At 62.8% G+C, this 17,952-nt stretch carries 17 protein-coding genes; 11 read left to right on the forward strand and 6 right to left on the reverse strand.

Features of this window, described 5'->3' with window-relative positions; translation table 11 throughout:
• Positions 1-117 precede the first annotated feature (117 nt).
• The 6 genes from E8A46_RS05780 to E8A46_RS05805 all read right to left on the reverse strand — a co-directional run bounded on the left by E8A46_RS05780 (position 118) and on the right by E8A46_RS05805 (position 5,293).
• Positions 118-522 carry a hypothetical protein gene (locus E8A46_RS05780; protein WP_291558996.1) on the reverse strand — a complete coding sequence of 135 codons (405 nt, stop codon included), beginning with the start codon at positions 520-522 and terminating at the stop codon, positions 118-120.
• Between the two features lie 70 nt (positions 523-592).
• Positions 593-1,273 (reverse strand): site-2 protease family protein, encoded by a 681-nt coding sequence (locus E8A46_RS05785; RefSeq protein ID WP_291558599.1) that lies wholly within the window; start codon positions 1,271-1,273, stop codon positions 593-595.
• Between the two features lie 48 nt (positions 1,274-1,321).
• Positions 1,322-1,714: a GFA family protein gene (locus E8A46_RS05790; RefSeq protein WP_291558601.1), complete on the reverse strand. Its 393-nt coding sequence runs from the start codon at positions 1,712-1,714 to the stop codon at positions 1,322-1,324.
• A 23-nt stretch (positions 1,715-1,737) separates the two neighbouring features.
• Complete coding sequence (locus E8A46_RS05795; RefSeq protein ID WP_291558603.1) at positions 1,738-2,484, reverse strand: SDR family NAD(P)-dependent oxidoreductase; 747 nt, start codon at positions 2,482-2,484, stop codon at positions 1,738-1,740.
• A 138-nt stretch (positions 2,485-2,622) separates the two neighbouring features.
• The gene (locus tag E8A46_RS05800) at positions 2,623-3,357 is read right to left on the reverse strand and encodes an SDR family oxidoreductase (protein WP_291558605.1); all 735 of its coding nucleotides are present in this window, start codon (positions 3,355-3,357) and stop codon (positions 2,623-2,625) included.
• A gap of 127 nt (positions 3,358-3,484) precedes the next feature.
• Positions 3,485-5,293: an IlvD/Edd family dehydratase gene (locus E8A46_RS05805; RefSeq protein ID WP_291558606.1), complete on the reverse strand. Its 1,809-nt coding sequence runs from the start codon at positions 5,291-5,293 to the stop codon at positions 3,485-3,487.
• A 219-nt stretch (positions 5,294-5,512) separates the two neighbouring features.
• Here E8A46_RS05805 and ugpC point away from each other — a divergent pair, with 219 nt between their 5' ends.
• The 11 genes from ugpC to E8A46_RS05860 all read left to right on the forward strand — a co-directional run bounded on the left by ugpC (position 5,513) and on the right by E8A46_RS05860 (position 17,889).
• Complete coding sequence (gene ugpC, locus E8A46_RS05810) at positions 5,513-6,574, forward strand: sn-glycerol-3-phosphate ABC transporter ATP-binding protein UgpC (protein ID WP_291558608.1); 1,062 nt, start codon at positions 5,513-5,515, stop codon at positions 6,572-6,574.
• 54 nt (positions 6,575-6,628) lie between these two features.
• Positions 6,629-7,951 carry an ABC transporter substrate-binding protein gene (locus E8A46_RS05815; protein WP_291558609.1) on the forward strand — a complete coding sequence of 441 codons (1,323 nt, stop codon included), beginning with the start codon at positions 6,629-6,631 and terminating at the stop codon, positions 7,949-7,951.
• A 101-nt stretch (positions 7,952-8,052) separates the two neighbouring features.
• Positions 8,053-9,012 (forward strand): sugar ABC transporter permease, encoded by a 960-nt coding sequence (locus E8A46_RS05820; protein ID WP_291558610.1) that lies wholly within the window; start codon positions 8,053-8,055, stop codon positions 9,010-9,012.
• A complete protein-coding gene (locus E8A46_RS05825) occupies positions 9,005-9,913 on the forward strand; it encodes a carbohydrate ABC transporter permease (protein ID WP_291558611.1) in 909 nt (302 codons plus the stop codon). The genes E8A46_RS05820 and E8A46_RS05825 overlap by 8 nt, the downstream gene beginning before the upstream one ends.
• Positions 9,914-9,955: 42 nt before the next feature.
• Positions 9,956-10,942, forward strand: coding sequence for a D-erythronate dehydrogenase (denD, locus tag E8A46_RS05830; RefSeq protein WP_291558612.1), 987 nt, complete (start codon positions 9,956-9,958; stop codon positions 10,940-10,942).
• Between the two features lie 15 nt (positions 10,943-10,957).
• A complete protein-coding gene (locus E8A46_RS05835; protein ID WP_291558614.1) occupies positions 10,958-11,890 on the forward strand; it encodes a sugar kinase in 933 nt (310 codons plus the stop codon).
• Positions 11,887-12,531, forward strand: coding sequence for a bifunctional 4-hydroxy-2-oxoglutarate aldolase/2-dehydro-3-deoxy-phosphogluconate aldolase (gene eda, locus E8A46_RS05840; RefSeq protein ID WP_291558616.1), 645 nt, complete (start codon positions 11,887-11,889; stop codon positions 12,529-12,531). Before E8A46_RS05835 ends, eda begins: the two co-directional genes overlap by 4 nt.
• Before the next feature lie 52 nt (positions 12,532-12,583).
• Positions 12,584-13,753: an acetyl-CoA acetyltransferase gene (locus E8A46_RS05845; protein ID WP_291558618.1), complete on the forward strand. Its 1,170-nt coding sequence runs from the start codon at positions 12,584-12,586 to the stop codon at positions 13,751-13,753.
• A gap of 10 nt (positions 13,754-13,763) precedes the next feature.
• Positions 13,764-15,299: an AMP-binding protein gene (locus E8A46_RS05850; RefSeq protein WP_291558620.1), complete on the forward strand. Its 1,536-nt coding sequence runs from the start codon at positions 13,764-13,766 to the stop codon at positions 15,297-15,299.
• A gap of 206 nt (positions 15,300-15,505) precedes the next feature.
• A complete protein-coding gene (locus E8A46_RS05855; RefSeq protein WP_291558622.1) occupies positions 15,506-16,717 on the forward strand; it encodes a CoA transferase in 1,212 nt (403 codons plus the stop codon).
• A gap of 5 nt (positions 16,718-16,722) precedes the next feature.
• Positions 16,723-17,889 (forward strand): acyl-CoA dehydrogenase family protein, encoded by a 1,167-nt coding sequence (locus E8A46_RS05860; RefSeq protein ID WP_291558624.1) that lies wholly within the window; start codon positions 16,723-16,725, stop codon positions 17,887-17,889.
• Positions 17,890-17,952 lie beyond the last annotated feature (63 nt).

Below are 17,952 nucleotides of genomic sequence, written 5' to 3' on the forward strand. Positions count from 1 at the left end.
AATGATACGCCGGCCATTATGGCCGGCCTTGCCCGTCCCGCCTAGCCGATGCGGCAAAATGAGGCGCGCGCATCGGAAGCTTCGGCTTGCGGCGGATTCATCAGGCGCAGCGGCGCCTCACCGCAGGAAATATCGAAAACCGGTATAGACGACGACCAGGCAGGCAAAGATCAGGGCGACGGGAAGCCGGGGTTTTGCCTCCGAACCGCCGGCGGACTTGGACCGCTGGGGTGGCGGACGCTTGAAGGCGGTGACGTTGCCCGTCACCTGTCCGACCGGATGCGCCTGGATATCGGGAGGTGCGCCGGCACCGCCCATCTCCTCATAATAGCTCTTGTAGATGAGATGGATGGCGGCTTCCGTTGCCTCCGCCTCGGTCATTTCCTTCAGAAGCGCCTTGTAGCGATCGAGGAACGTCTGCGCCTCCGGGGGCAGGGAGGAGGCGCCGTTCAGCTTCGCCATCATTTTCCAGGTGGCAAAATCCGCTCTCGCCCTGGTATCGGCGCGGCGCGCGATCATCATGTCGGCTGCTTTGATCAAGTTGGCCTCTGCTCTTTCCGGCGGGTTCCAGGTCCTTGTTTGGGAAATGCGACTAGGCGTTTCCGGTGATCGCGAGGATCAGCTGAATCACATAGCCGGTCGATGTTCGCAGTATTGCCGAAATAACATCAAGATTTAGACCGAACTGCGAACCGGCGAGCGGGAGCAGGATCAGGATTCCGATCAGGATCAGCATCCCGAACGGCTCCAGCCGGGAGAGCGGGTAAGCCAACACCCTCGGCAGCAACCCGACCGCGACCCGTCCGCCGTCCAGCGGCGGGATCGGAAGCATGTTGAAAACCGCCAGGATGACGTTGATCAACACGGCGTTCTTCAGGTTGGCGGCCAGCCACTCGCCCGCGTTTGCCGGCAGATAATCCACCGCATGGAACGCCGCGGCTGCGATCAGCGCCAGCGCAATATTCGTGGCCGGTCCGGCCAGCGCCACCCAGACCATATCGATTCGCGGACTGCGAAGTCCGCGGAAGTTGACCGGCACTGGCTTGGCGTAGCCGAACAGGAACGGCGAGTGCGACAGCAGCAGCATCGCCGGCAACATCAGGGTGCCGAACGGATCGATATGCCGCAGCGGGTTGAAGCTGACGCGGCCGAGGTCAAACGCCGTGTTGTCGCCGAGGCGGTGCGCGACAAAGCCGTGCGCGGCCTCATGAAAGGTGATGGCGATGACCAGCGGCAGGACCCAGACCGAGACGTCGTAGAGGGTGATGTTCACGGGAGTCCTGACCGGTTTGATGGGTGACGACGCTAGCACGCGCTCGCATCAAAGGGGAACTGCTCCCGGATATTGCGGTAGCCCATCGTCGAGCTTCACCCACTCCATTTTTTCCGCGACCCAGATATGTTCGGTCGGCGCAAACGCGTTGCGGTCATCGAATACGGCAAGGGCGACACCCGTCGCTGTCCCGTTCTTTCGCCAGGAAAACAGCCGCGTGCCGCACGTCTTGCAAAAAACCCGGTCGAGCGCCTCCGATGAGGGATAGCGGATAGTGTCGCCCTGGATCGTCAGCGCTTTCTGGTCGAAGAGCGCGCGGGCAAAGAAGGGCGATCCCATTGCCTTCTGGCAGTTACGGCAGTGGCAGATGCGGACATTGATCGGCTCTCCCTCCGCCTTGAACCGCACCGCGCCACACAGGCATCCGCCCTCCCTGATCATGATATCTCCCGGCCAGCCGATTTCTAATACGTCGCCCGCCCGCCGGAAATGTCGAACACCGCGCCGGTGGAGAAGGCGCAATCCTCCGACGCCAGCCAGGCCACCATGGCCGCGAGTTCTTCCACTAGCACGAAACGTCCCTTCGGAATCTTCGACAGCATGAAGTCGATATGCGCTTTCGTCATCTGGTCGAAGATCGCGGTGCGGGCGGCGGCCGGGGTCACCGCATTGACCATGATGTCGTACTGCGCAAGTTCCTTGCCGAGCGATTTTGTCAATGCGATCAGGCCGGCCTTTGAGGCCGAGTAGTGAGCCGCATTGGGATTGCCCTCCTTGCCGGCGATGGAGGCGATGTTGATGATGCGGCCGTAACCCTGGCTGATCATCGCCGGCGCGATCGCCTTGCAACAGATAAACGGCCCGTCGAGATTGATGCGCAGCACCTTGCGCCATTCCTCGAGGTCGGTTTCCCACACCGTCTTGTTGACGCCGGCGATGCCGGCATTGTTGACGAGGATGTCAATCTTGCCGAGGGCTTTCAGCGTCGCGTCGCGCGTCTTTTCGACGGCGGCGAGATCGGACACGTCGACCTTGAACGCGCTAACGCCGGCGCCGATTTCCTTTGCCGTCTTCTCGGCGAAGGGCTGGTCGTGATCCCAGATCGCGACCTTGGCGCCGGAACTGATAAAGCGTTCGGTGATCGCGCGCCCAAAACCCTGCGCGCCGCCGGTGACGACGGCGCAGCGGCCGTTCAGATCGATCTTGTTCATGGGGAAATTCCTTATTCAGACCGGGTTTCAAATTGAACTCGTCATTCCGGGACGCGCCGCTTGGCGCGGGCCCGGAATCCATACTCCCGATTGTGGTTATGGATTCCGGGCTCGCGCTTCGCGCGCCCCGGAATGACGTTACAGCGTCCAGCCGCCATCGATGATATGGGCGACGCCGGTGGTGAAGGCGCTTTCGTCGCTGGCAAGATAGAGCGCGAGCGAGGCGATCTCTTCCGCGGTGCCGAGCCGTCCCATTGGCTGCCGCGCGACGAACATCTCGCGGCCGCCGGGGCCTGCGGCGGCGGCGCGGTTGAGCATCGACGGCGTCTCGATGGTGCCGGGGCAGATACAGTTGCAGCGGATGCCCCTGATGATGAAATCGGCGGCGACCGCGCGGGTCAGCGCGGCGACGGCGGCTTTGGTCGCGCCATAGACGTAGCGGTTGGGGGCGGCCTTGAACACGCCGGCCGCCGACGAGATGTTCACGATCGAGCCGTGGCCGCGTTCCAGCATGCCCGGCAGGAGCGCCCGGATGGTCCGGTGCATCGACTTGACATTGAGGTCGAACGAGAAATCCCAGTCCTCGTCGGAGCAATCGAGCACGGTGCCGTTGTGAACGAAGCCGGCCGCGTTCAGGAGGATATCGATCGGGCCCGCGCGTTTGGCCATCGCCGCGACGGCCGACGTGTCGCGCACGTCGAGCCGTGCGACCTCGGCGACGCCGTCCTTGGCGAGCGCGGCCAGTCCCTTTTCGTCGATATCGGTCGCAAAAACGCTCGCGCCCTCGCGCGCGAAAGCGATGGCCGAGGCGCGGCCGATCCCTGCCGCCCCCGCGGTGACGAAAGCGCGTTTGCCCTTCAGGCGGTCTGACATTCGAATCTCCTTATAAATCTACCAAAATTGTTGAAACGTCATTGCGAGGAGCGAAGCGACGAAGCAATCCAGCTCTTCTGCGGGCTTATGGATTGCTTCGCTTCGTTCGCAATGACGACAGTTTGCTCTAGTGATTATCCCTGGCCACACCGACCCGGCCGGCGATGTCATGGTAGCGTGTGGCGAACTCCATGCAGGCACCGGTGGCCTGTTGGCCGACGGTTGAGCGATAGAGTTCCTGCCACGGCGTCTGGCTGGCCGGATAGGGGAAGCCGCCCTTGGCTTTCAGGTCCGCGTGGCGCTTCTTCACTTCCTCGTCGGAAATCAGGATGTTGGCGCTGCCCTTGTTGAGATCGATGCGAACCTTGTCGCCGGTCTTGAGGATCGCCAGCCCCCCGTCGGCGGCGGCTTCCGGAGTGGCGTTGAGGATCGACGGCGAGCCCGAGGTGCCGGATTGGCGGCCATCGCCGATGCAGGGCAGCGACAGGATGCCGCGTTTGATCAGCGCCGCCGGCGGCTGCATGTTCACCACCTCGGCGCCGCCGGGATAGCCGATCGGGCCGGTGCCACGCACAAACAGAATGCAATGCTCGTCGATATCGAGCGCGGAATCGTCGATCCGCGCGTGATAATCCTCCGGACCCTCGAATACGATCGCGCGCCCCTCGAAGGCGTTGGGATCCCTCGGGTTGATCAGATAGCGGTCGCGGAATTCCTTGGAGATCACGCTGGTCTTCATGATCGCGGAATCGAACAGGTTGCCGCGCAGCACGAGGAACCCGGCGTCCTTCACCAGGGGCTTGTCGTAGCTCCAGATCACATCGCCGTCGGGTTTGGTCGCCTCGCGGCAATTGTCGCCCATGGTGTGCCCGTTGACGGTGATGGCGTCTTCATGGATGCGCCCGGCCGTCATCAATTCGCGCACCACGGCCGGCACGCCGCCGGCGCGATGGAACTCCTCGCCGAGGTAGAAGCCGGCCGGCTGCATATTCACCAGAAGTGGAATCGCGTGGCCGAATTTCTGCCAATCGTCGATCGAAAGTTCCACGCCGATATGGCGGGCCAGCGCGTTGATATGGATCGGCGCGTTGGTCGAGCCGCCAATCGCCGAATTCACGACAATGCAGTTCTCGAAGGCCTTTCGCGTCAGGATGTCGGACGGCTTTAGGTCCTCCCAGACCATGCCGACAATGCGCGTGCCGGTCTCATAGGCAATCTGTCCACGTTCGCGGTAGGGCGCGGGGATCGCGGCGCAGCCGGGCAGCGACATGCCCAAGGCCTCCGCCAGCGAATTCATGGTCGAGGCGGTGCCCATGGTGTTGCAATGGCCGACCGAGGGCGCCGACGACGCCACGATATTCATGAACTCCTCGTAGTCGATCTCGCCGGCCGCCAGCCGCTCGCGCGCTTTCCAGACCACGGTTCCGGAGCCCGAGCGTTCGCCGTTGTGCCAGCCGTTCAGCATCGGCCCGCCGGACAGCACGATCGCCGGCAGATTGACCGTTGCCGCCGCCATCAGGCAGGCGGGGGTGGTCTTGTCGCAGCCCGTGGTCAGGACCACGCCGTCCAGGGGGTAGCCGAACAGGATTTCGACCAATCCAAGATAGGCGAGGTTACGGTCCAGCGCCGCGGTCGGGCGCTTGCCGGTCTCCTGGATCGGGTGCATCGGAAACTCCATCGCGATACCGCCGGCGGCGCGGATTCCCTCGCGGACCCGATGCGCCAGCTCAAGGTGATGGCGGTTGCAGGGCGACAGATCATTGCCGGTCTGGGCGATGCCGATGATCGGCTTGCCGGATTGCAGCTCATGCCGGGTCAGGCCGTAATTGAGGTAGCGCTCGAGGTAGAGCGCGGTCATTCCGGGGTTGTGCGGGTTGTTAAACCACTCGCTGGAACGGAGTTTGCGTCTGGTGACACCGGTAAGCGGCTTGTTCATGGGTTCTCCCGCAGCGCACGCGCCTTATTTTTGTGCGAAATCTTCGTGTTGGCGGCCAATGTTCGCATGCCACCGCGCGCTTCGCAATGTGCGCGGCCGAGGCCAATACCTACGACTTTGATCCAAGGACATCACCGAAAAAGTCTGGTATGACCCCGGTCAAATCAGCGATGACCGCGGTTTTCGCCGCTGGCCAGAGGCGTATTCGGGAGGGTTTCTATGTCGTCAGTGCAAATCCGCGAAGTGCGAAAATCGTTTGGCGGCTTTGAGGTCCTGCACGGCGTGTCGATACCGATCGAGGACGGCGCCTTTGTCGTGCTGGTCGGTCCCTCCGGTTGCGGCAAATCGACCTTGTTGCGGATGCTCGCCGGGCTGGAAAACATCACTTCGGGGACGATTTCGATCGGCGACCGCGTCGTCAACAATGTCCAGCCCAAGGAGCGCGACATTGCCATGGTGTTCCAGAATTATGCGCTCTATCCGCATATGACGGTCGCCGACAATATGGGATTTTCGCTCAAGCTGCGGGGGGCGAGCGCCGACGAGATCAGCAAGGGCGTCAAGCGCGCCGCGGAAATTCTGGCCCTGACGCCGCTGCTCGATCGCTATCCCAGGCAATTGTCCGGCGGACAGCGCCAGCGCGTCGCAATGGGGCGCGCCATCGTGCGCGATCCGCAGGTGTTCCTGTTCGACGAGCCGCTGTCCAACCTCGACGCCAAGCTGCGCGTGGCGATGCGCACCGAAATCAAGGAACTGCATCAGCGGCTGAAGACCACGACCGTCTACGTCACGCATGACCAGATCGAGGCCATGACCATGGCCGACAAGATCGTGGTGATGCACGATGGCATCGTGGAGCAGATCGGCTCCCCGCTCGAATTGTACGACCGGCCGGATAACGTGTTCGTCGCGAGCTTCATCGGCTCGCCGGCGATGAATTTCCTTAAAGGCAGGGTCACGGTGAACGGCAGCGCCAGTTTCGAGGGTCCAAACGGCGTCAAACTGCCGCTCAAATCCGCGCCTGCCAATTCGGACGGACGTCCGGTGGTCTTCGGGGTGCGGCCCGAGCACTTCACCATTGCCGACGACGGCGCCGAAGCCGAGATCATCGTGGTCGAGCCGACCGGATCGGAAACCCAGGTCTTCGCCAAGCTTGGCGGGGAACAGGTCGTCGCCGTGTTCCGCGAGCGACACCAATTCAATCCAGGCGACAGGATTCGGCTGAAACCGGACCCCTCGGTGGTGCATTTGTTCGATGAGGCCACGGGCAAGCGATTGTGAGTGAGCGAAAAGCAATTGGTCGATGAAGCCAATTAAACAGGGAGAAGAGGGACAATGAGTCATTTTACAACGGATCGGCGGTCCTTGCTCAAAGGGGGCGGCAGCCTGCTCGCGGTCGCGGCCGCCATGACGAGCGAACAGTTGCTGGGCTATGCCAAGGCTTGGGCGCAGAGCGCGCCGTGGAAACCGGAAGCGGGGGCCAAGATCAACCTGTTGCGCTGGAAGCGCTTCGTCGAAGCCGAGGACACCGCCTTCATGAAGATCGTTGACGCCTTCCAGAAGGCGACCGGCGTGACGGTCAACGTCTCCAACGAATCCTATGACGACCTGCAGCCCAAGGCGTCGGTGGCGGCGAACACGGGGCAGGGCCTCGATATCGTCTGGGGTCTTTACTCGCTGCCGTTCTTGTTCCCATCCAAATGCGTCGATATGACCGACGTCGCCGAGTACGTCGGCAAGAAGGGCGGCGGTTGGTCCAAATCGGGTGAGGACTACGGCAAGCTGGACGGCAAGTGGATCGGCGTCCCGGTTGCCGCCACCGGCGCATTGGTGAACTACCGCGTCGCCGCCATGGAAAAGGCAGGCCACAAGGAGTTTCCCAAGGACCTCGGCGGCTTCGCCGACCTGGTCAAGGGATTGAACAAGAACGGCACGCCCGCGGGCATGGCACTTGGACACGCCTCAGGCGACGCCAACACCTGGCTGCATTGGGCGCTGTGGGCCCACGGCGGCAACCTGATCGACAAGAACAACAAGGTTATCGTCAATTCGCCGGAAACGGCCAAGGCGCTAGAATACGTCAAAGGCCTTTACGACAACTTCATTCCCGGCACCGCGTCCTGGAACGACAGTTCCAACAACAAGGCTTTCCTGGCGGGCCAGCTCCACATGACCGTCAACGGCATCTCGATCTACGTCACGGCGAAGAAGGAAAATCCGCAAATCGCCGCGGATATGAATCATGCCCATTTGCCGGCGGGGGTGGACGGAAAAACAAAAGAGATGAATCTCGGCTTCCCGATCCTGGTTTTCAACTTCACGAAGTTTCCGCAGGCCTGCAAGGCTTTCACGGCCTTCATGCTGGACCCGGAGCAGCTCAATCCCTGGGTCGAATCCGCGCAAGGCTATCTTTCGCCGTTCCTGCTCGGCTTCAACAAGAACCCGATCTGGACCGCGGATCCCAAGAATACGCCGTATCGGGACGTGGCCGAGACATCGCTGACGCCGGCGGGCATCGGCCAGATGGGCGAGAATGCAGCGGCCGCGATTGCCGACTTCGTGGTGGTCGACATGTTCGCCAACTACTGCACCGGTCGCGAGGATGTGAAGACCGCGATGGCTTCGGCGGAGCGTTCCGCCAAGCGCATCTTCCGGTAGGATGATCTGCCGGCGCGGTCCGCCGCGCCGGTTTGTTTCTGTTGAAGATCCGGACCAGCGAACGGCCCGCCGTCGCATTCCGGCCGTGGAATTGGAGCGAGATGACGACCTTTCAAACCTCTGTGCGTGTGCAGCCTGCCGGCGTCGATACACCGTCGCTGTGGGCGCGGCTGCGGACCAACCGCAACTGGGTGGCGCTGTGGTTTATGCTGCCCGCGGCGGCATTTCTCATCCTGTTCCTTGCCTATCCGCTCGGCCTCGGTGTCTGGATGAGTTTCACCGATGAGCGGATCGGCCGCCGGGGAATTTTCATCGGCCTGGAGAACTATCAGTGGCTCTGGGACGACTCCATCTTCTGGCTCTCCGTCTTCAACACGCTGCTCTATACGATCGTCGCCAGCGCCATCAAGTTCGCCATCGGTCTTTATCTGGCGTTGCTGTTGAACCGGCACATGCCGTTCAAGGCAATGATCCGTTCGATCGTGCTGATCCCCTTCATCGTGCCGACCGTGCTGTCGGCGATCGCGTTCTGGTGGATCTACGACTCGCAGTTTTCGATCATTTCCTGGTCGTTGATCAAGCTCGGCCTGATCGACCACAACATCAATTTCCTGGGCGATTCGAGCTGGGCGCGCGGCAGCGTGATTTTCGCCAACATCTGGCGCGGCGTTCCCTTCGTCGCGATCACGCTATTGGCCGGCCTGCAGACGGTGTCGCCTTCGCTGTATGAGGCGGCGACGCTGGATGGCGCCACCAACTGGCAGCGATTCCGCTTCATCACCTATCCGCTGCTGACCCCGATCATCGCCGTGGTGATGACGTTCTCGGTGCTGTTTACGTTTACGGACTTCCAGCTGATCTGGGCCCTGACGCGCGGCGGCCCGGTGAATGCCACCCATTTGATGGCGACCCTGAGCTATCAGCGTGGCATTATCAGCGGCCGCCTGGGCGAGGGCGCCGCCATCGCCACGGCCATGATCCCGTTCCTGGTCGCGGCAATCGCTATTTCCTGGTTCGGCATGCAGCGCCGGAAATGGCAGCAAGGGTCCAACAATGACTGATTCCACGCTGCCATCAAAAGCTCCGGTCGCCAGCCGTGACGACGAGAGCGAAGGCATGAGCTATCTGGAATCGTTGCCACGCCGTGTGGTGACGCTTTATCTGCCGCTGTTCGTGATCCTGGTCGTGCTGCTGTTTCCGTTCTACTGGATGGCGCTGACGTCGATCAAACCGGACGAACAACTGATCGACATGAACAAGTTCAACCCGTTTTGGGTGGTTCATCCGACCTTCAAGCATATCAGCAAGCTGTTGTTCGAAACCCAGTATCCGCGCTGGCTCTGGAACACAATGTACGTCGCGGTGGGAGCCACGACGCTCTCGATCATCGCCAGCGTATTGGCGGCCTATGCCATCGTGCGCCTGAGATTCAAGGGCGCGGACACCGTCGGTGTGCTGATCTTCTTTGCGTATCTGGTGCCGCCGTCGATCCTGTTCATTCCGCTGGCGTCGGTGATCCAGGCCTATGGCCTGTTCGACTCGCCGCTGGCGCTGATCCTCGTCTATCCCACCTTGCTGATTCCGTTCTCGACCTGGCTGTTGATGGGATATTTCAAGACCATCCCTTATGAGCTGGAGGAATGCGCCCTGATCGACGGTGCCTCACGCTGGCAGATCCTGACTCGGATTATCGTGCCGCTGGCAATTCCCGGCATGATCTCGGCCTTCATCTTCTCCTTCACGCTGTGCTGGAATGAATTCATCTACGCGCTGACCTTCCTGCAATCGACGCCGAACAAGACCGTTCCGGTCGCGATCGTGAACGAGTTCGTCGATGGCGATATCTACAAATGGGGTTCGCTGATGGCGGGCGCCCTGGTCGGCTCGCTGCCGCTGGTGATCCTCTATGCGTTCTTCGTCGAGCACTACGTGTCGGCGATGACCGGAGCCGTCAAAGAGTAAGCGCGGGCCCGCGGCCACGAATTAAGAACAAGGAGCTGGGTCTTGCATATTCTGGTTTTGGGCGCCGCCGGCATGGTCGGCCGCAAATTGACCGAGCGGCTGCTGCGCGATGGCCATCTCGGCAAGCGCGACATTACCCGCATGACGCTGCAGGACGTGGTCGCCCCCGCCAGTCCCGCCAAGGCGGGATTTCCGGTTGATACGGTGACATGCGATTTCGCAGTAGCAGGCGTGGCCGAAAAGCTGGTCGCCGATCGACCCGACGTGATTTTCCATCTTGCGGCGATCGTCTCCGGCGAGGCCGAGCTCGACTTCGACAAGGGCTATCGCATCAACCTCGACGGCACGCGCATGCTTTTCGATGCCGTCAGGCTCGCCGGCGGCGGTTACCAGCCGAGAGTGGTGTTTACCTCGTCGATTGCGGTGTTCGGCGCGCCGTTTCCCGAGGCGATCGGCGACGAGTTCTTTCATACGCCGTTGTTGAGCTACGGCACCCAGAAAGCGATCGGGGAATTGCTGCTCGCCGATTATTCGCGCCGCGGCTTCATGGACGGCGTCGGCATCAGGTTGCCGACCATCTGCATTCGCCCCGGCCTGCCCAACAAGGCGGCTTCCGGATTCTTCTCCGGAATCCTGCGCGAACCGCTGGCGGGGAAGGAGGCTATCTTGCCGGTGTCCGAGGACGTCCGGCACTGGCATGCCTCGCCGCGCTCGGCGGTCGGTTTTCTGATCCACGCAGCGACCGTGGATACCGCAGCGATGGGCGCGCGCCGCAACCTCACGATGCCCGGTCTTTCGGTCACCGTCGGCGAAGAGATCGCCGCCCTGAAGCGGGTCGCCGGCGACAAGGTGGCGGCGCGGATCAAGCGCGAGCCGGATGCCTTTATCATGGGGATCGTCGCGGGCTGGCCGCGCAATTTCGATCCCAGGCGGGCGTTGCAGTTGGGCTTCACGACCGCTGAAAAGACCTTCGACGACATCATCCGGATTCACATCGAGGACGAACTTGGTGGCAAGTTCGTCGCCTGAACCACGGATGCGGCCATGACCAGGGTCGCCTGCATCGGCGAGTGCATGATCGAGCTGAAGCAGGCTGAGGGCGGGCTGTTTTCACGCGGCTATGGCGGCGACACCCTGAACACCGCCGTTTATCTTGCCCGCCTTGGCGTCGAGGTCGACTACATCACCGCACTCGGGGTCGATCCCATGAGTGACGAGATGCTCGCGGGCTGGGCGGCGGAGGGCGTCGGCACCAGCCGGGTTGCGCGGCTGAAAGGCAAATTGCCCGGCATCTATTTGATCCAGACTGACGAATTCGGCGACCGCCGCTTCTTTCACTGGCGCGACAACTCGGCCGCGCGCAGCTTGATGGATTTGTCCGAGACCGACGACATTCTGGAGTCGCTTGCGACCTATGACGTCGTCTATCTCTCGGCCATCACGCTGTCGATCTACAGCGTGCCGGGGCGGACGAAATTGATTGACGCGCTCAACTGCGCGCGAAAGCATGGCGCCCGCATCGTCTTCGACACCAACTTCCGCGCCCGAGGCTGGCCCGATCCCGACGTCGCGCGCGCCGTCTTTGACGAAGCGTTTGCCGCGTCCGACATTGTGCTGGCTTCGATGGAGGATTTGTTGCCGCTCTATCCCGATGAAAGCGACGAGCAGCTGATGCGACGCATTCCCAGCAGCGAGGCCGCGCTGAAGCTTCTCGAGCCCGGCAGCATCGTGCGGTTCGAAGGAGTTTCGCGCGAGGTGAGTGCGGAGCCTGTGCCACAGCCGGTTGTCGACACCACAGCGGCCGGCGACAGCTTCTCGGCCGCCTACATCGCCACACGGTTGGAGGGCGCGGAACCAGCCGAAGCCGCGCAGGCGGGGCATCGTCTTGGCGGCGTCGTGGTGGGCTATCCCGGTGCGATCATTCCGCGCTCGGCCATGCCTGCAAAGATATTGCCTGATCGTAAGGCCTCACGATGACGGCGAAACAGGACAAGCTCGCGACGCTGTTCAAGCAGGCGACGATCATCCCGGTGCTTGCCATCGACCGGCTTGAAGACGCGGTGCCGCTCGCCAAGGCTCTCGTTGCCGGCGGCGTGCGCGTGCTGGAAGTCACGCTGCGGACTGAGGTTGCGATTCCGGCCGCCAAGGCGATCATGGCCGATGTGCCCGAGGCTATCGTTGGCATAGGCACGATCCTGAATGCGGCTGATCTGGCCCGTGCCGAGACGCTCGGCGCCAAATTCGGCATCAGTCCGGGCGCCACGCCGGAGTTGCTGAAGGCCGCCGCGGCAAGCGCCTTGCCGTTTGCGCCGGGGATCGCCACAGCGTCCGACCTGATGCAGGCGCTGGCCCACGGCTTTGACCTGGTCAAATTCTTTCCAGCGGAATCGTCGGGTGGCATCAAGGCGCTTCGCGCTCTGGCGGGGCCTTTTCCGGATGTGCGGTTTTGCCCGACCGGCGGCATCGGCGAGGCCAATGCGGCGGCATGGCTCAGCGAGCCGAACGTGGTGGCGGTCGGCGGATCCTGGCTTTGCCCGGCGGCGGATATCAGGTCTGCCAACTGGGCCGGCATATCAGCCATATGCCGCCGGACCATGAATTCCCTGAAACCAGCGTGAATTATTCCGCCCGATACGTTACATATCGGTCCAGCAAGACAGGGAGAGCACCATGACAGCCAGCATCGTCGGATGGGCGCACACGCCGTTTGGCAAGTTCGATACCGAGACGGTCGAGAGCCTGGTGGTTCGGGTCGCGAATGAGGCGCTGGCCGACGCCGGCATTGCCGCCGCCGATGTCGATGAGATCATGCTCGGGCATTTCAACGCCGGGTTCTCGCCGCAGGATTTTACCGCGGCACTGGTGCTGCAGGCCGACCCGCATTTGCGGTTCAAGCCGGCGACCCGGGTCGAGAATGCCTGCGCCACCGGATCGGCCGCGGTGCACCAGGGCATCCGGGCGATCGCCGCAGGCGCTGCGAAAATCGTGCTGGTGGTCGGCGTCGAGCAAATGACCCGGACGCCGGGTCCCGAGATCGGCCGGAACCTGCTGCGCGCCTCCTATCTGCCCGAGGACGGCGAGACCCCTGGCGGCTTCGCCGGCGTGTTCGGCAAGATCGCGCAGGCCTATTTCCAGAAATACGGCGACCAGTCCGACGCCTTGGCGATGATTGCCGCCAAGAACCACAAGAACGGCGTAGCCAACCCCTATGCGCAGATGCGCAAGGATGTCGGTTACGAATTCTGCCGCTCCGAAAGCGAGAAGAATCCGTTCGTGGCGGGGCCGCTGAAGCGCACCGATTGCTCGCTGGTGTCGGACGGCGCGGCGGCGCTGGTACTGGCCGATGCCGAAACCGCAAAGTCGATGGGCAAGGCCGTCAACATCAGGGCGACCGCGCATGCCCAGGATTTCCTGCCGATGTCGAAACGCGATATCCTGCAGTTCGAGGGCTGCACGGTGGCGTGGCAGCGCGCGCTGCAGTCCGCCGGCTTGCAGCTTTCCGATCTGTCCTTTGTCGAAACCCACGACTGCTTCACCGTCGCCGAACTGATCGAATACGAGGCAATGGGATTGACGCCGCGGGGGCAGGGCGCCCGCGCCATCAAGGAAGGCTGGACCCAGAAGGACGGCAAGCTGCCGATCAATCCCTCCGGCGGGCTAAAGGCCAAGGGTCATCCGATCGGCGCCACCGGCGTCTCGATGCATGTGATGACGGCGATGCAGCTCCTCGGCCAGGCGCCCGAGGGGATGCAGATCAAGGACGCCAAACTCGCAGGCATTTTCAACATGGGTGGGGCTGCGGTCGCCAATTATGTTTCGGTGCTGGAGCCCGCAAAGTAGGGCTTGAGCGATGAACGTCGCCGAATGGCTGGCGGCATCGGCGCGGCTTCGCCCCGATGCACCGGCGCTGTTGACTGGCTTCGATCTCGACGCGGACTACGCCACCTTCGCGCGGCGTGCGGCGGCCATTGGCGGGGCGCTGTCGCGCCAATACGGCATCGCCCCTGGCGACCGCGTCGGCCTGTTCGCGACCAATTGCACCCAATACCTCGAATGCCTCTATGGCATCTGGTGGTGTGGCGCTGCCGCCATCCCGATCAATGCCAAGCTGCATGGTCGTGAGGCGGCCTGGATCTGCAGCGACGCCGGCGCCAGGCTGACTTTCGTTTCCGACGACACGGTTGGCGCGTTGATGGAAGCCAAGGACGGTCTGCCGGCGGCGATGAAGACGCTGTCGGTCGACAGCGATGCCTACCGCGCGATGCGCGAAGGCGAGGGCACGCCGGCGCCGTTGGCCCGCGAGGTCGATGATCTCGCCTGGCTGTTCTACACCTCCGGCACCACCGGCCGGCCGAAAGGCGTGATGCTGAGCCATGGCAATCTGGTGGCGATGTCGCTGTGCTATCTCGCCGATGTCGATGTTGCGACGCCGAACGACGCCTCGCTCTATGCCGCGCCGATCTCGCACGGCGCGGGGCTTTATAATTTCCCGCACGTCCGCATGGGCGGGCGCCACGTCATTCCCGAATCCGGCGGCTTCGATCCGGATGAAGTGCTCAATCTTGGCCGGCAGCTCGACAATGTCGTGATGTTCGCGGCACCGACGATGGTGCGACGTCTGGTCGATGCCGCCAGGCGCCGCGGCGAGAACGGCGAGGGCATTCGCACCATCATCTATGGCGGCGGGCCGATGTATCTCGCCGATATCCGGGACGCGATCGCGACCATGGGTCAGCGCTTCGTCCAGATCTATGGCCAGGGTGAATCGCCGATGACGATCACCTCGCTGAGCCGGGAATGGCACGCCCGCGCCGATCATCCGCGCTATCTCGAACGGCTCGCCTCGGTTGGTCCCGCGCAGAGCGTGATGTCGGTGCGCATCACTGATGCGGACGGGAAGCCGCTGCCGCCGGGTGAGACCGGCGAAGTCGAGGCCAAGGGCACCGCCGTCATGCTGGGTTACTGGAACAACCCGAAAGCCAATGCGGAGACGCTGAAGGATGGATGGCTGCGCACCGGCGACGTCGGGCGGCTGGACCAGGACGGGTTTCTGACGCTGTCGGACCGTTCCAAGGACGTGATCATTTCCGGCGGCACCAACATCTATCCGCGCGAGGTGGAGGAGGCGCTATTGACGCATGCCGACGTGCGCGAGGTCTCGGCGATCGGCGTGGCCGATCCGGACTGGGGCGAAATCGTCGTCGCCTGCGTGGTGCTGGAAGACGGCGCTGTCGCCGACGATTCCGCGCTCGATGCCCATTGTCTCGCCTCGATCGCGCGCTTCAAGCGGCCGAAGCGTTACGTCTATCTCGACGCGTTGCCGAAGAACAATTACGGCAAGGTGCTGAAGACCGAGCTGCGGGAGATGATGGGGAAGTCGCCGTAGGGTGGGCAAAGGCGCACTTGCGCCGTGCCCACCACTCTCGCATCGGCTGCGCCGTGGTGGGCTCGCTTCGCTTAGCCCACCCTACAAAATCTCCTCGCGCATGCGCCCATACGGCCGACGGCCTTGATCTTGCGGACGGCCTGACGTTACTAGGCCTGAGAGTGGCGCCGATCAGGTGCTGCGCCGTGCCGGGAGCAAACGGAACCATGGGACCGCTGGAGGGCGTCAAGGTCATCGACATGACGACTGTGCTGATGGGGCCCTATGCGACCCAGATGCTCGGCGATTACGGCGCCGATGTCATCAAGGTTGAATCCCTCGACGGCGACGTGACGCGGCAGATCGGCCCGACCCGTCATCCCGGCATGGGCCCGGTATTCCTCAACACCAACCGCAGCAAACGCTCGATCGCGCTGGACCTGAAAAAGCCCGCGGGCCGCGACGCGGTGCTGCGGCTGATCGCGTCGGCCGACGTGCTGGTCTACAATGTGCGGCCGCAGGCGATGGCGCGATTGCAGCTCGGCTATGACGTGGTCTCGAAGCTCAACCCGCGCCTGGTCTATGCCGGCGTGTTCGGTTTCGGGCAGGACGGCCCCTATGCCGCCAAGCCCGCCTATGACGATCTGATCCAGGGCGCCACCGCGCTGCCGGCCCTGATGGCGCAGACCAGCGATGGCGTTCCGCGCTATGTTCCCAATGCGCTGGTCGATCGCATCGTCGGCCTCACGGCCGTGGGCGCGATCTGCGCCAGCCTCGTGCACCGTGATCGTACCGGGCGCGGTCAGCGCGTCGATATTCCGATGTTCGAGACCATGGCGGGCTTCGTGATGGGCGATCACATGGGCGGTCTGACCTACGAGCCGCCGCTGGACAAAGGCGGCTATGCGCGGCATCTGTCGCGCGACCGGCGGCCCTACAAGACCTCCGACGGCTATATCTGCGTGATCGTCTACAACGACAAGCAATGGGCGAATTTCTTTGAAGCTACCGGCCGCGATGATCTGCGCCGCGATCCCAAATTCGCGACCTTTGCCGGGCGCGCCACCAACATCGACATCGTCTATGCCGAATTGGCCCGCATCTTCCAGGCGCGGACCACGGCCGAATGGACCGAGCTGCTCGACAAGGCCGACGTACCGGTGATGCCGATGCATGATCTGGAGAGCATTTTGCAGGACCCGCATCTGGTCGCAACCGGGTTCTTTCCGGTGGTCGAACATCCCAGTGAAGGCAAGATCCGCACCATGAAGGTGTCCGCGACCTGGTCGGATACATCCGTGGAACCGACGCGACTGGCGCCGCGCTTGAACGAACACGGCGCCGAGATCCTGCACGAGGCCGGGTTTTCCACTGGCGAGATCGCAGCATTGGTCCGTGACGGCGTGACCAAAGCGGCGCCCGGCGCATCAACGGATTGAGACGCATGGATTTCGCCCTCACAGCCAACCAGGAATCGATCCGCGACGCGGTGGCAAAAATCTGCGCGCGGTTCGATGACGCCTATTGGCTGAAGAAGGACAGGGAAGGCGGCTTTCCCGCCGACTTCCATGCGGCGCTGGCTGATTCCGGCTGGCTCGGCATCTGCATTCCCGAACAATATGGCGGCTCCGGGTTAGGCATCGTCGATGCCGCGATCATGATGCGCACGATTTCGGAATCGGGCGCCGGCATGTCCGGCGCCTCCGCGGTGCATATGAATGTGTTTGGGCTCAATCCCGTGGTGGTGTTCGGCACCCCCGAGCAGTGCCAGCGGATGCTGCCGCCGATTGTGTCAGGAAAAGAGAAGGCCTGCTTTGCCGTCACCGAACCGAACACCGGTCTCAACACCACGCAGTTGAAGACCCGCGCGGTGCGGTCCGGTAACAAATACGTCGTCAATGGCCAGAAGGTCTGGATCTCGACCGCGCAGGTCGCCGAAAAGATCCTGCTGCTGGCGCGCACCACGCCGTTGGACGAGGTCAAGAATCCGACCCGTGGCTTAAGCCTGTTCTATACCGATTTCGACCGCAGCCGCATCGCCGTGCACGAGATCGAGAAGATGGGCCGCAAGGCGGTCGATTCCAACGAACTCTTCATCGAGAATTTTGAGATACCCGTTGCCGACCGCCTCGGCGAGGAGGGCCGCGGTTTTGAGTACATCCTGCACGGCATGAATCCGGAACGCATCCTGATCGCAGCGGAAGCGGTTGGGCTCGGCAAGCTGGCACTGTCGCGCGCGGCGGCCTATGCCAAAGAGAGAATCGTGTTCAACCGTCCGATCGGCAAGAACCAGGCGATCCAGCATCCCCTGGCGAAGAACTGGATGGAACTGGAGGCGGCGTGGCTGATGACGCTGTCGGCGGGCTGGCAGTACGATCAGGGCCTGCCATGCGGTCCGGCGGCTAACGCCGCGAAATATCTCGCCGCTGAAGCCGGCTTTCAAGCCTGCGAGCAGGCGGTGATGACCCATGGCGGCTTCGGTTACGCCAGGGAGTTTCATGTCGAACGCTATTTGCGCGAATCCCTGATCCCGCGCATCGCCCCGATCAGCCCACAGCTCATTCTCAGTTTCATCGCCGAGAAGGTGCTGGGCCTGCCAAAGTCGTATTGAGGTCGTCGGTGGGGTGGTGCAGGGCGCGATTATTAAGCCGCCATTCCGGGGCGCGAGCGAAGC

Origin of the sequence: Bradyrhizobium sp. (assembly GCF_004799445.1) — a bacterium.
GTDB lineage: Bacteria > Pseudomonadota > Alphaproteobacteria > Rhizobiales > Xanthobacteraceae > Bradyrhizobium.